The following is a 14766-nucleotide window of genomic DNA, read 5'->3' on the forward strand; positions in this document are numbered from 1 at the left end:
GAAATAGGGCATTGGGAAGAATTTAGTCCCCATTCCCCATTCCCCATTCCCCATTCCCCATTCCATATTTCCTATTCCCCATTTACTGCTGATTGGACGGCTTTTTGCAATAAATTACTCTCCATTCTTAAAAAAAAAATAGATATATGACAGATTGTCATACTTTGGCGTTGATTTTATTTAAAATGAGAAAGGGAAAAAAATTGTTTGTTAGGAGAGAGCTATGAAATTAATTTCGGCAAGCTGGCGACGCCTTAGTTTAGCTGTGTTGACAATCCTTTTAGTTGTTAGCAGCTTTGCTGTTTTTACTCCCAGTGCTTCAGCTGAAACCTACAAGGTGAAATTGGGTAGCGATAAAGGAATGCTGGCATTTGAACCTAAAAAGTTGACAATTAAACCAGGTGACACTATTGAATGGGTAAACAATAAAGTTCCTCCCCATAATGTTGTGTTTGATGCTGCCAAAAACCCCACTAAGAGCGCCGATTTAGCTAAATCTCTGTCTCACAAGAAGTTGCTCATGAGTCCTGGTCAAAAGGAAACAACCACCTTTGCAGCAGACGCACCTGCTGGTGACTACACCTTCTACTGTGAACCTCACCGTGGTGCTGGCATGGTTGGTACAATTACTGTCCAAGGCTAGAAACACTATCGTTTCACACAAGAGATTACTCAGTGAAATTAGCTCATAGCAACACGCCACACTCCTAGAGTGACGCACAAAATACACAAATGGCGGTAACTAGTCCTATCCTTACCTAAGACGCTAAACAATTTGTAGCGATAAAGGAGTGAACTCGTTACCGCCAATTTTGATCAAATTTGACTTAATTAGGGATTAATCGCGTTTATACTCTTGCTGGAGGCTTGTTGCGAGGAAATTTTGTTGAGAATACTTTTATTAATTCTACTGTCGGCGATCGCCCTATTCAAATTTACATTCATTAGTCCAGCACTAGCTGCCGAAACATCCAACGGTGCTAAAATTTTCGAGGCTAACTGCGCTTCTTGCCATATAGGTGGCGGTAACATCCTTATCAGCCAGAAAACCTTGAAAAAGGAAGCATTGTCAAAGTACCTAGAAAATTACAATCAAGACTCAATCCAGGCGATTATCCACCAAGTGCAAAATGGTAAAAATGCCATGCCTGCTTTTAAAAGCAAGTTAAGTTCTGAGGAGATTTTAGAGGTAGCTGATTACGTTTTTCAAAATGCAGAACAAGGCTGGTAAAGTAGCTATACCGTCTAGTTTTTGTGGGGTGGGCGGTTTTACCTATCTTTAGTTACTGGCGAGCTAGACGCTCACCCCACAAAATAGGAGAATTTATTTATTGGAAATCCCTCAGTGCATTTCCTTCTTAGAACCTTTTAACGAACTTCTAAGTTAAATATTATGGATGACGAAGTAGCGATCGCTAATTCGTCAACTACTAAAAAGAATATTTTAAACCCAAAACCATGATGTAGAGACGCAATTTATCGCGTCTTGAAAAACCAATTATCTACACCAATAACCCTTAACCCAAGCGGATTGTATTTTAAACAGGACTTATGCAAACAATAGTCGAAAAGAATGATTTTCAGGTAAGGACAATAACCTGCGGGTACTCCAGTTGAAAACTTGTAGAGTAGCCGCTTCTTTATCAGACGCTGCGAATGCGTCTAGATAAATTACCCCTACCTGAATCCAAAATAATCAGCGGGTGATTATTTTTCTGGATTAGACTTTTGTCTGTTTTCCTTGACTTCGCGCAACCGTTCTACTAATTTTTTATCCGATTCGGCAGCGGATGTAGACTGGCCCTGATTGATTTTCGGCAACAATAACGGTTCAGAAGTAGTCGCTGCCGATGAAGGCGTAGGCTGCTTATTTTTAATTTGCAGTTCAGATAATGGTTTGGGAGTAGCTGCTGGTGCAGTTAATGGTTTAAAAGTAGTTGCTGGTGAGGACGTCGGTGGGTTATTTCTGATTTGTAAATTAGGTAATGGTTTAAAAGTAGTTGCTGGTGAGGGGGTAATCTGATTGTTATTGATTCCCGGTGCAGATAATGACGAGGGCTTTTGCTCTTGATTAATTCCAGTAAGATTGCTCGTACTGTTTTGGAAACGTAAATTGAATGGATAGGAACTAATCTGTTTATCTCCCTTAGGGGATTGCTTGTTGAAGTATTGCCTTGCTTTTAATTGCAATTCCGGGGAAATTAACTTGTCTTGAAATTTTATATCTAAGACCTTACCATCAGGATCTACAACCAATACACCCAAAACAGCACCTTCAAGATTTGACTTATTCGTGGATAATGTTTGGCGGATGACTGGTTTTTGTTCAGCGTTGGGGTATTGTTGCTGGACTTCCTTTCTCAGGTTGGCGTAGGAGTCTAGCTGTGCAATTGCCTGTTGAGTTCCCTTAGTCGATAAATCGGGTGTTTGTAGCGTGCTTCCCCTAGTTCCAATTAAAGTACCCCCATTCGTTGGAGCTTGTTTTAGAGAATTTATCAGCGGGTTTTGAGCAATGGCAGACGACGCATTCGGAATTGGTTGCGTCATTGCCTGAATTGGCACAGAAGTCGTATTTCCCTGTGCTGTTTCAACGGGTGTACTGTCAGATAAGATTGAAGGCTGGGCATTCCGCAGAAGATCAGCAGGTATTTGCTGCGACTGCAATTCTGGCAACCTATTTACAGCTAGCGGCTTAGGTGGCTCGTATTTGGCGACGCTCTCATTCACATTCACCCGAGGAACTGCTCGAGAGAATCTGGCGCTGGTATTAAATTTAGAACTATCAAATTTAGACGCGTCAAACCGCAGATTATCACTAGGAATCATCCGCAAAGACTGCCTTGTAGGCAAGGAAGAGACTCGATAGTTATTTGATGATGCCGGTAGCGGAGGTAATACCAGCTGACCGGATGGTGATGGCGCTAATGGGGTTAATCCAGTTTGGGCGCTAAAGTTCGGAGCAGCAAGAGGGGCAACTGGAGGTAATTGTTGTAAACCAATTTGGGGTGTGCTTTGCGGCAAACGGCTTTGGTCTGCTTGGCTCAATTCCAAAAGTCCGACTGTTTTGGATGATGCTGTTTCTTTGGGCTTGTTAGACTCCATCGGCATCAATGGTACGATCATCGCGATCGCACCGTGGATACCAAGGGAGGCTATAGCTGCTATCCCAATTGGCTGGCTTAAAATTTCTGGTATATTTTTCAGCAGGGAGACGTAAGACATAGCTGTTATCGTTCACTCACTCAGTTGCAGTTTACTAGCGATTTTCTCTTTCCGACATTGCAATATCTTGTAAGAGATGCTGTTCCTCATAAGGAAATAATAACTTCCTCAGTTGGCAATCAAAACGCCAAAATTGCCATTTATTTATTTAAGTTTTTAATTAATCTAATGACGCTGTATCATATCTTCAAAATTCGAGCTTGCTAAAGAGATATTTGAAAAATTACTACTTTTGATTTTCTCTTGTTATGACGCACACAATTAAAATTAATATCTGGGAGTTTTATAAAGTTTAAGTAAACGCACAAGTTTGAATACATCAAAACATCTGCCAAAGTTGCCTTGTTTTTTCTACTGTTTTTCAGTCAACTACACTTTTGTAACAGATGACACACGTGCTTATCTAGGATTGACCCTTATTTGAAAATACTACCACATCAGTAGCTCCTCAAACTGTTGTAAATTGTACAATTTTATTGACATCCTACCCCTAAATCCCACCAAAGCTATTGGTTTTTTCTCAAAGGAGTGAGTCAGACGATCGCAATTCTAATTCCTGAATATGACTACTTCTTCGTCAAAAAAGTTCAAACCCTCAATCTTGCATCCAAAATTTAAAATGCCGTTACCGACAGTTATTTTGCCTGGATATCTAGAAAGTGCGATCGCTTATCGCCAACTAGAACAATCCCTACAAAACTTAGATTTTCCCACAGTTACAGTTCCACTGCGGCGGCGTGACTGGCTCCCCACTTTGGGAGTAAGACCCGTAACACTGATTCTGCAACAACTCGATCGCACGATCAAGCATATATTACATCAACATAATGCTACTCAAATTAACTTAATTGGTCACTCAGCCGGAGGTTGGATATCCCGCATTTACATGGGAGAAAAGCCCTATTTAGCACGCGGTAATGTCAAACCATTTCTCTGGGAAGGGCATCCCTTGGTTGCTACTTTCATCACCTTGGGTACACCCCATATTAGCCAAGAACGCTGGACACGCTCCAATCTAGATTTTGTCACCAATAACTACCCAGGAGCTTTTTACAAAAACGTTCGTTACGTTTGTGTGGCTGGCAAAACTATCTTTGGGAAAAGGCGGCCTGGTAGTTGGTTAGCTTACAGTAGTTACCAATTAACTTGTGGTAAGGGTAACACTTGGGGAGATGGCATTACACCCATTGAAGCTGCTCATTTGGAGGGAGCGGAAAATCTAGTAATTGAAGGTGTCAAGCATTCTCCCAGAAGTCCTGGAATTTGGTATGGCTCACCAGAACCCTTAAAAGCTTGGGTGCAATATTTGATTTAAAAAACTTTATTTTTATCTAATAAATGTAATATTTATTAATATTTATTAGCTAAAATCGTAATAAGAATAAATATTTAGTTAAGAACAGGAGGGGTGAGCCATGCAAAGCACCCAGTTCGATAAGATTTTGCGACGAATAGCAACGATATTATCAGTCGTGATTTTGACTCTGTGTTTAATTTATATCTCTACCGGAGTTTTGCTGTCTTTTTACTATGAACCAACAGCAGGCGGAGCTTATAACTCATTGAAGATGATTAATACACAACTGCCATACGGCTGGTTGTTTTGGAGAGCGCATGATATTGCTGGTAATGCGGTAATTGCGATCGCTCTCATTCAAATTGTGGTGATGTTTTTAGGTCGGCAATTTCGCAAGAGTTGGCTGGCTGCTTGGATTAGTGTGATTTTGTTAACCCTAAGTGCGATTGGGCTGGATTGGACAGCGATGATTTTAGATTGGACTCAGGAAGGGTACTGGCGTTTTAGCATTGAGCTAGGAACCATTGAAGCCATTCCTTTCATTGGTGGGCAACTGCGCGAAATCCTGACTGGTGGTGGAGCCATTAACACAATTACCGTCGAACACCTTTACACAATACACAGTTATCTGATTTCGGTAGCGACGCTAATTCTCGCCATAGTACATTTGTCTGCTTTACTCTGGCAGGAATGGCAAATGTATCAAGAAGCGCCAAAACTAGAAAGCGAATTTATTCCTTCCCAAGGCTAATAAAGAGTCAAAAAACAGGAAAAGGGGCAGTTCTTGCAGGGTGCAGTGGGGAAAACCCCATAAATAAATTTAGGGGCTTGATTTTGGACGGATTATTTCTTGTGGCTATGCATCTCGAAATAAATATTTAACATTAAGCATAAATAAATTTATTTGTTCTGGAACCCTCTATTGCTGGGAAATTACAACATCTTCTCCCCTGCCCCCTCTGCCCCATCCCCCTCATCCCCCAGAAGCCTCACTAGTAGAAAGTTGAGATAATTGGGCGAAGGATAGGTCTTCAACCTCTGGTAACTTTTCTAGAGAGAGGGGAGTGGATTGGGTGGCACCAGATAAGCGTTTTAAAAGGCTAGGTCTGGGGTCATGCAGCAGATAAATAATCCGATCGCCAATTTCCCAATCTTGGTTAGCTGGCACTACCTGTAAGCGTTCTGCTCGTTCTACCAATAGCGGTATCAACACCCCAGTCCGAATCTTTTCTTGGATGCGATCGCATTGAGTCGAAAACTCCAAGTCATCTAGCGTAGTTGTCCCCAACTTCACTCGCCCATCATTCAAATATTCATTCCAAGTTTTAATCGCTAAGTCTGGAATAAAAGCTTGATTAACTTTATTACTAGCCGAGGTAGTCGCTTGCGGATCGCGGGGAAAAACAGCTAAGACGCGCGGGGGTTTAAACTCCTCAGCTGCTCGTTGAGCCAAAACAAAATTCACCTCCCCATTACTTGTCATAGCCAAAAAAGTACCCATAGAGGCAAGTCCTGCCTCTTCCAAAACGGCAGCATCCAGCGCACTGCTGGCAATAACCCGGAGATTTTGCGCCTCGGCTTGCACAAGACATTCGGGGTCAGTATCAATCATCACCACGTTTTCTCCCCGTTCTTGAAAGAAACGAGCAATCAAAAGACTCAAGGGATTACAACCCACAATCACTGCCCCAGTTACATCCTTGGAGGTGATTTGCAGCCATTTAGCAACCCAGCCAGCTGTTAGCCCTTGGCAAACAACAGTCATGATAATTGTCAGGAAAACTAAAGCTTTGATCGAATCACCGCCGTTAATGCCGCGCTGTGTCAACGAAATCGCAAAAAAAGAAGCTACAGAGGCAGCAACAATTCCTCTCGGAGCAACCCAGCTTAAAAATAGTTTCTGTCGCCAGTTTAGGTCACTGTTCCAGGTACACAAGAGGATATTAATCGGGCGAACGACAAACATTAGTACCAAAACGGTGAATAAACTACCCCAACCCAAAGCAAATACACTCGCAATGGATAGGTCAGCAGCTAATAAGATAAATAGCACCGAGACACTGAGAATTGTTAGCTGTCCCTTAAAGCTGCGTAAAAGACGTTCTTCCGGGACTGAGGAGTTAGCAAAGACTGCTCCTGCAACTACTGTTGTCATTACTCCCGATTCACTGCGGATCATCTGCGATAAGGTAAACAAGCTCCAAAGTATCGCCAACACCACTAAGTTTTTTAGCTCAAATGACAGAAAACTGGCGCGTTTAAAAATCAAACTCATCAGATAACCGCCAGCACCACCAATTGCTGCTCCAACACCCAAGCGTATAAGTAAACCGACGATCGCATTGATCGGGCCAGCATCGCCGTTCAAAATCGTATCAAGGACAACGAAGGCGAGGATAGCCCCTACAGGGTCAATTAAAACCCCTTCTCCCTCCAAAAGTGTTGCCACTTGTCGATCTACATTGATTTGTTTGAGCAATGGCCCAACGACGGTTGGGCCTGTCACCACGACTATGGAAGCATAGAGAAAAGCTATGTTCCAGGGAAATTCACCCAGCCAGTGAGCAGCCATACTCCCGCCAAGCAGGGTGATTAACGTTCCTTGAGTGACCAGCAATTGTAGGCTGACTGAAACTCTACCTAACTCACGCAGATCCAAGTTAAGTCCGCCTTCAAACAAAATGATTGCCGTTGCTAAGGCGACTATAACTTCCAGTCCAGTGCCTAGCACGTGGGGATGCAATAGCCCTATGCCATCGGAGCCAAACAAAATGCCCAACAGCAATAACAAGACGATGCTGGGTACACGAAGGTATGCAGCCAGCACTTGGGCGCTAATGCCTGCAAAGACAGCGATCGCCATCTGTATGGTGATTTCAAAAGATGCTTCCATGTTGTAGATTTTGAGCGATTTATTTCAAAATCTCTTATAAAAAACCGTAGATATTAACTCTACAAAGTACAACATCATACCCTTTGTTCCTTACTGTCTTCAGCGTTTTTTAGATATATGTATGTGTATACCCCGATAATTCCCAGCGCCCAATGCTGACGCCCCCTGCGGCTCACCACAGAAGCATCTAAGGACTTTTTTATCTGTCTCCATATCTTTGTATCCTCTTCAAGCTTTTGTTTCCATCCAGTTTAGCTGCCAGAAACTTTTTTTGGCAAAACCTGTTGACAACGGTAAGGAAATTGGTTAACTTATAAAAGGTCTGAGTCCGATGCCCCCATCGTCTAGAGGCCTAGGACACCTCCCTTTCACGGAGGTAACGGGGATTCGAATTCCCCTGGGGGTACTTAAAAACAATAAAAAGCAAAAGCTTTTTTGTTTGAAATCTAGCAATAAAAGCCATCATCCGGGAATGCACCTGAATGATGGTTTAATTGTTGTTATGCATACGGTTCTTTGCTGGCTAGTTCTTCTACACGTTGGTGAATAGCCAAAAGATTTAACCGCAAATCTTTGCTCAGGCGATTTTCAATAATTCCTACTGGCATAGTGAGTTTAGGCCAAACTTGAATTGTGTAGGACAGATTTGTTCCTAGATACTCACCGAAAGAATAAGGCTCTAAGCACCAACTACCAGAAAAGCCTTTAAAATCCCCCTCTACCATGCAGAAATTAATTGCTTTAGGGAAGCATTCTTCCAAATCTAGAACTACCCGCGCACAAAAGTTGAAATTCAGTAAGCGTTGGGAGCCTACTTGCTCCAGTCGAATTCCACCATTGGGATGCTCGATTAGACAACTCTTGGCGAGGTTGGGGATGAAGTCAGGTAAGGCTTCGTAATTTGTCAGAACCTTCCAGATTTGCTCCACTGGGTGGGGAATTTGGACTTTAGCACTGATTTGCCGCTGTCGCTCTGCTATTTTCTCAATTTGAACTTCTACCTTAGCAGGCAAATCCCTTTCTAGGTTGGTGTCATCAGCAAAAGACTGCAAATCAGGGTTCTCTGTTGTGTTCTGTTTTTTAGTCACTTTCAGAATTATGGTTTGCTTTCGTCAGAAAATTGGGGCAGAGTCAAGGTAAAGCAAATTTCGCTCTGTTCAGAATCCGAAATTGGGAGACTTTCAACAGCGATCGCTCCATTCAGATGCTGCACTAAAGACTTGACTAAAGCAAGTCCCAAGCCAGTCCCTGGAGTCCAACGCCCTTTTCCACGACGGAACTTATCAAAGATGTAGGTCGCTTCTTCTTCAGAGATGGCACGTCCTGTATTCGTCACCTTCATGATAACTTGATCGATTTGTTGATCGACTCGGTGAGCAGCTTCAAGGCGAACTATTGTATCAGACTCTGAGTATTTACAGGCATTAGTTAATAATTCTTGCAGGATGCGGTCAAAGCTCTCCAGTTCAGTTTGCAGTTTGAGCGATTCCTTCGGCAAATTTACAGAAATCTTTAATCCTTTTTCGCCAAGTTTTTTCTCAAAAGATGCTGCTATATCCTGAATTCTAGTATTTAAATCTATAGATTCTAATTGCGGGGCTTCGTGAGGCGACTCTAGCTTTTGGAGGGTCAACAAGTCATTAATCAAGTTAATTTCCTTTGAACATTCCTGCTCAAGAATATCCAGATATCTACCCTGACGCTCTGGCGCTATTCCTGGCAAACGCAAGTTTTTTATTGACATCAGCATATTTGTCAAAGGGTAGCGTAGGCGATCGCTCATGTTACTCAAAAATTCATCTTTGAGTTCATTAAGTTTTCGCAGCTGCTCGACATACTGCCGTGTTCTTTCATGCAATTTTGCCTGGAGTTCCAGACTACTCTGGAGTTTTGCCGTCCGCTCATCTACCAAAGTTTGCACTTGGCGCAATGTCTGTGACTGAATTATGGCGTTACTCAATTGAGCGCAAACCATTTCCACAAGATTTAATTCTGCTGGTTGCCAATTGCGAATCACAGCTTGCTGTAGCACCAAGAATCCTAAAATTTTACCTTGACTCTCCAAGGGCACTAAAAGTACCGCAGGCAATTCTTCTATTGCAAATAATGGAGCAGCTGTCAAGGTCTCGTTTTGGTCTGTATAGTCATCGAAGATTACTGGTTTTCCAGAATCCATGAAGGCATGCTGGCATAAACCACAGTCAGAAACCAAGAAAGACTGAGCTAAAATATCTAGTTTACTAGTGCCGGAATTTTGTGTTTCTCTAGCCCATTGGGCGATCACACTAGCTTTCGCTTTGGGAATTTGTTTTTTAACTTGAGTCCTAAATAGTGGATCTGTATATTTAAGTAATACGAGCAAACCCCGATCTGCCTGTAGAGATTCGGCAGTCGAGGCGATAACTAACTGGAGCATTTGATTTAGCTCCAAGTTGCTACGACTCAATATGGTTAATTGCTTGATCAAGCTTTGATGTTGCTTGCTTTTTTGCAGGGACTGCTCTTGATGAGTAATTTGTTGAGCTTGTGCCACTCCAGAAAAAGCGATCGCGCAAGCCGACTCCACTTCTTTGAGCAATTGTTTTTCTGATTCACTCCATTCATAAGGTTGGAATTTAATCAGATTAATCACTCCATTATTATTGCCACCAAACCGAGTGGGAATTGCCAAAACCGCTTTTATCGGTAGTGGTAAATATTGACACCCAATTACCAGACTATTCTGAATGATCGAAATGTCTTCAATAGTCAATGGTTGGGCAGCACATTGCAGCACTGGCGAGTGCATAAGCAACTGTTCCATCGAAAACATTTCTTCTGGGTGTGGCAACCCTAGATATTCATCAGCACACCAATTAGTAGTAGTTGCTTCCTCGGATGAAACATCCGCCACTGAAACCAAGCAGCAGCAATCTACTTGAAAAGCAACTCCTAGCAATTGGGCAATCTCTTGCAGCATCAAAGCCGTAGCCGAGCTACTAGCAATGATTTGGTTAATTTTTTGTACCAATTCGTGGGCAGGTTCTTCCTGATGCTGCATCAGCTTGACTTGGTAAGGTTGTAGTCGATCTATGTCATCTATGTAATGTGGCGGCGATGATAAAGGCTTTTTCATTTTTGGCACGCCCTCGGATAATAACCCCATTGTTCTTGCACCCAACCTCTTGGCATATTCTTCACTGTTAGTTGTGTTGCTACACCCTGATAATTGACAAATTTTTTGTGAATACTTTCTCTCACCTGTTATAGCCCTTTTCTATCTCAGATGGCCAAATTTCCACTGCATCAAGCAAATTGCTACATTGGTACATAAGTAATAGAATACTTAAGATATCCTATAAATGCTTAAGTTAACTTACTTTTTAATTGCTCTATCTTGAAATAATTCACTAACTTTATCTTGTCTGTAAGTATACACAAACCGTAATTTCTCTGGAATTACAGCAAAATTTCCCTTTTGAGCGCGTAAAATTACGTAACTTACTTTATAAATTTTTATTACATTTATTGAAAAAATTAGTAGGTTTAACAAGCTACTCCTTAATCTCCGTAACTCTCAGTAAAATATCAATAAAAGTAAAGGAGGAGGTTGCTCTTGCGGTGTAGGCTTCTCTCCTCTACGATAGGCTGCGCCAACGAGTCAGACCTACACTGATAGCGTAACTGTGGTAGCGAGTTCGTGAGCGTCTTGCTCTCAACCTGTGGCAGAAATTTGGAGTAGAGCTTAAATTTAAATAAATTCTTGCTCATCAGAGGTTACGGCAGTTCTGGCTAAATTTTGAATGCAGCCCAGTTATTAGTAAAAATAACTAGGCTGCATTCGTCTGAATATAAAACTAAACCACATCTATTTTCAGAACTATATTTTTTAAAGTAGTAAGAGCATTTTGTACTCCCTGCTGGTAGTGGCGGGCTTTTCGGCCCGCCCTACTCCAGGTTTCAAAATGGACGAAGTTTATCCAGCCAAGCTCTCGACACTCAGAGGAACCATATCGCCATTCCTCGTTAGTCCTAACAACATCGGTTGTTGGGGTTGAATTAGTTGACCTGTAAGTACACAGCGTTCTTCTTGCTGAGCTGTGGCAGCTATGCTAGCTCGAATGTCGGATCGCGAAAATCGAGGCTTCCACTCACCTGATTTTTGCTGGACATAATTCCAAAGGATATCTCGGATCAGAGCTTGATATCCCTGATTCCCAGCTATTTCTTTGAGCTTATCTTTGAGTTCCCGCTCTAGGCGAATGCTGGTAACTTCCATATCGGTGGTTGGGGTGCGAGCGATCGTATGCATCAGTTTTTCTCCTTAGAGGTATAGACAGGATAGTAATACAAGTGTAGTATGTTTAAAGGAATGTTCAATAGGTGAAATTTTCTGTGAAATCCATTTACCCCATCTCTACTTCAATTTTGTGCGCTACCAATTGCCGAACCAATTGGGAATCAGCTGCTATGGAAGTGGAGTATTTATTTATGGGCGATGGTAGCCGAAATCATGGGCAAATCACAGAAGGTAATGATGATTATAAGTATGTAGCCATTAGTGTACTAATTGCAAAACCACAACTAGATCAAAAAAGCGGGGGGTACAGGCAAAGGAATCCTGTACCGATATGAGACCAGAAAATTTTCCGGTCAATTCTAACCCCCGCTTCACCGAAAACTTGAAGCGGGGGTTTTTTTATAAGGAGTTAAGCTGTGACGATATCTTCCATGCGCGGCGCGAACGCAATGCAAGTGTTAGAGCAATCTGTGGTGGTGTTTTCTCAAAATTACTTGCCACTATGTCGGGTCAATATCAAGCGGGCGATTGTGCTGTTAGTAACCAACAAGGCGCAACCGCTGGGTTTTACCACAGAAAGCGGATGGCAAGTTCATTCACCCAGTTTGGTAATTGATGTGCCAAAACATATTCGTTTGACAATCACTTCTAATGAGCGGATGTGGAAAGTTCCGCCAGTCAATCGGCGGGAAGTATTGCGACGAGATCATCACAGTTGCCAATATTGCGGCAGCGGCAAACATCTAACGCTAGATCATGTGATGCCGCGTTCTAAAGGCGGTTCTCACACTTGGGATAACGTAGTCGCAGCTTGTGAAAGATGTAACTCCCGTAAAGGCGATCGCACCCTGTTTGAAGCTGGTATGCAACTGCGTACCAAACCAAAAGCGCCGATCCACCCCGCGGTTTCTTTTGCTGAACAGTTTTGGATAGATATGCAAGCAAACCTGGAATAACAGGAGAGCATAAGGAATGCTGAAATTAACTTACACTGAAAGCAGTTTTGATTTGGAATGTGTCACTCTGTCGCTAGAAGAATGGGTAGCGCAACGAGTGATTTTAGCCCTGCGAGTTGGGCAAGGTTTGTGCATTGAACCCACTACCGCTTCCTTTTTGCTTCCTGTTGATTTGCCAGGAGTAGAAGTACTTAGGGCTGAGGTAAAAAGAGATGACAGAGAAATCATTGCCCTCTGTGCGTGTGATGCCGAATATATGGAAGTCACCCTACGGGGTTCTTGGCTATCAATTAGTTCTAAGGATTCTGTCGGTGTGTTTGTCACTACTATGAGCGATCGCGCTGAGTTCTTTTTGCACAAACTTTGGCAGGAAGCTCAATCTTGTCCTTCTGTGATGAGTGAATAAACGAAATAGTTGGGTGAGGAGAATTTCTCACCCTTTATTGCGCCATTTTTAGTAGTTCAGGAATTGTCACAAATCGGTAGCCTTGCTGTTTGAGTCCGCTGATGATTTGTGGCAAAGCTTCTATAGTTCTGTGGCGATCGCCACCACCATCATGCATTAAAACAATAGAACCAGGTTTCGCGCCTTTCAGGACATTATTTACAAATGCCTGTGGTTTGGCATGAGGATCGGTATCAGCGGAAGTTAGTGACCACATAATGACAGCATCTTTCTGGCTTTTGGCGTAAGCGGCTAGTCCGTTATTTAAAAAGCCTCCAGGAGGACGAAATAGAGCAGTTTTGACTCCTGTAGTTTTGTATATCAGATCGGCTGTGCAATCAATTTCACTCTTGGCTGTGGCTTCATCCATTCGCCGATACCAATGATGCCAAGTATGGTTGCCAATGGCGTGTCCTTCAGCTACTTCACGCTTGGCTAGGTCAGGATTTGCTTGTAAAGCTTGTCCTACCCAAAAGAATGTCGCCTTAACATCATTTTGCTCCAGGATATCCAACATTTCTAGGGTTGTCTTTGGCCAAGGTCCATCATCAATGCTGAGAGCAATAACCTTTTCGTTGTTGCTGGGTTGCACCTTATAAACAGTTTTTCCCTGAAATTTATCTGGGACTGTAAAGGTAGGGTTTTCTACTTTGGCTGATGGCGGTAATTGGGCATTAATTTGGCCTTTTCCTGGATCTGGAACTTGTGCAGTATGGATTTTGCTTATTGGCTGGTTCAACCCCGATTGTGGGGAGATGCCTGGAGCAATACTACAAGCTGTAATACTAAAGGCGATCGTGACAATACTAATTATCTGTTGTCGCTTGAGGTAGTTGTCTGTCACTTCAGGCTTTTAAAGATCCACCCAATCATAAGCTGTAGTTTAACTTTTCAAAGGGTTTAGCAAGCTCAAATATAAGTGTAGAAGCTTTTCTAGACAATTTCAAAAAATTTTTCTGAAACCCCTTGACACCTTTTGTAGTATTTTGTAGTATATTTGTAGTGAGACGAAAGACAAAGCTTCTCAAGAGTCAAATTTATGTTCTACATACAACTAAAGGACAGGCGTTGGAATAAACCAGAGTCCCCAGCCAACAAAGCTGCTTTTACTTGCAAACCATCGGCAGTAGAGGCAACAAACGAAAAAAGTTCTAAGTTTGCACTCATTAAAACCACTGAATACATCCGTAATACACAACAGGCTTGCTACCTAGAACTTCGGTTGTTTTCCTAACAGTTTCTAACAGTAAAAAGTAAATTTTCTGAACCTTGAAAACTAAATAATAAATGGGCAAGTTCACCAACAAAATCTGTGCCTAAAAACCTAAAAGTTTAGGCACAGATTCAAAAAAATCGGGGTGTAGCTCAATTGGCTAGAGCGTTCCGTTGTCTGCGGAAATGTTGCGGGTTCAAGTCCCGTCACCCTGGTTGTAGTCCTGTAGGCGAATAGTTTAAGCCGTCAGCCTCTCAAGCTGAAGATTGCGAGTGCGAAGCTCGTCGGGACTCCCAAATGGCTGAGTAGCCAAGTGGTCGAAGGCGTCGGTCTGCAAAACCGACATCGTGAGTTCAAATCTCACCTCAGCCTTTGGTGCGATCGCAGTGTAGCTTAACCAGCAAAGCCCCAGGTTCATACCCTGGTATATGCGGGTGCAAATCCCGCCACTGCCACCAAAT

At 42.6% G+C, this 14766-nt stretch carries 14 protein-coding genes and 5 tRNA genes; 13 read left to right on the top strand and 6 right to left on the bottom strand.

The features are described 5' to 3' along the window. Window positions 1-223: 223 nt before the first annotated feature. Window positions 224-643: a plastocyanin gene (gene petE / locus V7L12_RS11760; protein WP_292785238.1), complete on the top strand. Its 420-nt coding sequence runs from the start codon at window positions 224-226 to the stop codon at window positions 641-643. A gap of 243 nt (window positions 644-886) precedes the next feature. Next, window positions 887-1231, top strand: a complete 345-nt coding sequence (gene petJ / locus V7L12_RS11765) for a cytochrome c6 PetJ (protein ID WP_334981142.1) — start codon at window positions 887-889, stop codon at window positions 1229-1231. 476 nt (window positions 1232-1707) lie between these two features. Here petJ and V7L12_RS11770 read toward each other — a convergent pair whose 3' ends face one another. After that, complete coding sequence (locus V7L12_RS11770) at window positions 1708-3222, bottom strand: hypothetical protein (protein ID WP_335084458.1); 1515 nt, start codon at window positions 3220-3222, stop codon at window positions 1708-1710. 619 nt (window positions 3223-3841) lie between these two features. Here V7L12_RS11770 and V7L12_RS11775 point away from each other — a divergent pair. Continuing rightward, window positions 3842-4537 (top strand): esterase/lipase family protein, encoded by a 696-nt coding sequence (locus V7L12_RS11775; RefSeq protein ID WP_335084459.1) that lies wholly within the window; start codon window positions 3842-3844, stop codon window positions 4535-4537. 100 nt (window positions 4538-4637) lie between these two features. Next, window positions 4638-5270, top strand: coding sequence for a cytochrome b N-terminal domain-containing protein (locus V7L12_RS11780; protein ID WP_335084460.1), 633 nt, complete (start codon window positions 4638-4640; stop codon window positions 5268-5270). 222 nt (window positions 5271-5492) lie between these two features. Here the strand turns inward: V7L12_RS11780 and V7L12_RS11785 are convergent, their stop codons facing one another. Continuing rightward, on the bottom strand, window positions 5493-7412 hold the full coding sequence (locus tag V7L12_RS11785; RefSeq protein WP_335084461.1) for a cation:proton antiporter: 1920 nt from the start codon (window positions 7410-7412) through the stop codon (window positions 5493-5495). A 333-nt stretch (window positions 7413-7745) separates the two neighbouring features. Here V7L12_RS11785 and V7L12_RS11790 point away from each other — a divergent pair. Then, a tRNA-Glu gene (locus V7L12_RS11790) sits at window positions 7746-7818 on the top strand. A gap of 94 nt (window positions 7819-7912) precedes the next feature. Here the strand turns inward: V7L12_RS11790 and V7L12_RS11795 are convergent. From V7L12_RS11795 to V7L12_RS11805, 3 genes are all read right to left on the bottom strand, one after another. Continuing rightward, entirely contained in the window at window positions 7913-8500 is a 588-nt protein-coding gene (locus V7L12_RS11795) for an SRPBCC family protein (RefSeq protein ID WP_335084462.1), read from the bottom strand. 8 nt (window positions 8501-8508) lie between these two features. Then, window positions 8509-10527 carry a sensor histidine kinase gene (locus V7L12_RS11800; protein ID WP_335084463.1) on the bottom strand — a complete coding sequence of 673 codons (2019 nt, stop codon included), beginning with the start codon at window positions 10525-10527 and terminating at the stop codon, window positions 8509-8511. 840 nt (window positions 10528-11367) lie between these two features. After that, window positions 11368-11703, bottom strand: a complete 336-nt coding sequence (locus tag V7L12_RS11805; protein WP_096535028.1) for a hypothetical protein — start codon at window positions 11701-11703, stop codon at window positions 11368-11370. Between the two features lie 71 nt (window positions 11704-11774). Between V7L12_RS11805 and V7L12_RS11810 the strand changes: the two genes are divergently transcribed. The 3 genes from V7L12_RS11810 (at window position 11775) to V7L12_RS11820 (ending at window position 13053) form a co-directional block, all read left to right on the top strand. Then, complete coding sequence (locus tag V7L12_RS11810) at window positions 11775-12026, top strand: hypothetical protein (protein ID WP_334821815.1); 252 nt, start codon at window positions 11775-11777, stop codon at window positions 12024-12026. Window positions 12027-12140: 114 nt separating this feature from the next. Continuing rightward, complete coding sequence (locus V7L12_RS11815) at window positions 12141-12647, top strand: HNH endonuclease (RefSeq protein ID WP_335084524.1); 507 nt, start codon at window positions 12141-12143, stop codon at window positions 12645-12647. Between the two features lie 16 nt (window positions 12648-12663). Further along, window positions 12664-13053 carry an alr0857 family protein gene (locus V7L12_RS11820; protein ID WP_335084464.1) on the top strand — a complete coding sequence of 130 codons (390 nt, stop codon included), beginning with the start codon at window positions 12664-12666 and terminating at the stop codon, window positions 13051-13053. Window positions 13054-13087: 34 nt separating this feature from the next. On the opposite strand, the gene V7L12_RS11825 is transcribed toward V7L12_RS11820, so the two are convergent. After that, on the bottom strand, window positions 13088-13936 hold the full coding sequence (locus V7L12_RS11825; protein ID WP_335084465.1) for a polysaccharide deacetylase family protein: 849 nt from the start codon (window positions 13934-13936) through the stop codon (window positions 13088-13090). 195 nt (window positions 13937-14131) lie between these two features. On the opposite strand from V7L12_RS11825, the gene V7L12_RS11830 reads away from it, so the two are divergent. The 5 genes from V7L12_RS11830 (at window position 14132) to V7L12_RS11850 (ending at window position 14763) form a co-directional block, all read left to right on the top strand. Next, window positions 14132-14326: a hypothetical protein gene (locus tag V7L12_RS11830; protein WP_335084466.1), complete on the top strand. Its 195-nt coding sequence runs from the start codon at window positions 14132-14134 to the stop codon at window positions 14324-14326. Window positions 14327-14446: 120 nt separating this feature from the next. Further along, window positions 14447-14520 (top strand) — tRNA-Asp (locus V7L12_RS11835). 4 nt (window positions 14521-14524) lie between these two features. Continuing rightward, window positions 14525-14601, top strand: a tRNA-Glu gene (locus V7L12_RS11840). 3 nt (window positions 14602-14604) lie between these two features. Next, window positions 14605-14677, top strand: a tRNA-Cys gene (locus V7L12_RS11845). 10 nt (window positions 14678-14687) lie between these two features. After that, window positions 14688-14763 (top strand) — tRNA-Met (locus tag V7L12_RS11850). Window positions 14764-14766: the final 3 nt, after the last annotated feature.

This window comes from Nostoc sp. (assembly GCF_036918245.1).
Lineage (GTDB): Bacteria > Cyanobacteriota > Cyanobacteriia > Cyanobacteriales > Nostocaceae > Nostoc.

Bases quoted from the DNA above. Each gene is read 5' to 3' on its own strand.
- V7L12_RS11830 (WP_335084466.1), top strand. From the start codon at position 14,132: ATGTTCTACATACAACTAAAGGACAGGCGTTGGAATAAACCAGAGTCC.
- V7L12_RS11820 (WP_335084464.1), top strand. From the start codon at position 12,664: ATGCTGAAATTAACTTACACTGAAAGCAGTTTTGATTTGGAATGTGTC.
- V7L12_RS11775 (WP_335084459.1), top strand. From the start codon at position 3,842: ATGCCGTTACCGACAGTTATTTTGCCTGGATATCTAGAAAGTGCGATC.
- V7L12_RS11800 (WP_335084463.1), bottom strand. From the start codon at position 10,527: ATGAAAAAGCCTTTATCATCGCCGCCACATTACATAGATGACATAGAT.
- V7L12_RS11815 (WP_335084524.1), top strand. From the start codon at position 12,141: ATGCAAGTGTTAGAGCAATCTGTGGTGGTGTTTTCTCAAAATTACTTG.
- V7L12_RS11785 (WP_335084461.1), bottom strand. From the start codon at position 7,412: ATGGAAGCATCTTTTGAAATCACCATACAGATGGCGATCGCTGTCTTT.
- V7L12_RS11780 (WP_335084460.1), top strand. From the start codon at position 4,638: ATGCAAAGCACCCAGTTCGATAAGATTTTGCGACGAATAGCAACGATA.
- petE (WP_292785238.1), top strand. From the start codon at position 224: ATGAAATTAATTTCGGCAAGCTGGCGACGCCTTAGTTTAGCTGTGTTG.
- V7L12_RS11770 (WP_335084458.1), bottom strand. From the start codon at position 3,222: ATGTCTTACGTCTCCCTGCTGAAAAATATACCAGAAATTTTAAGCCAG.
- V7L12_RS11805 (WP_096535028.1), bottom strand. From the start codon at position 11,703: ATGCATACGATCGCTCGCACCCCAACCACCGATATGGAAGTTACCAGC.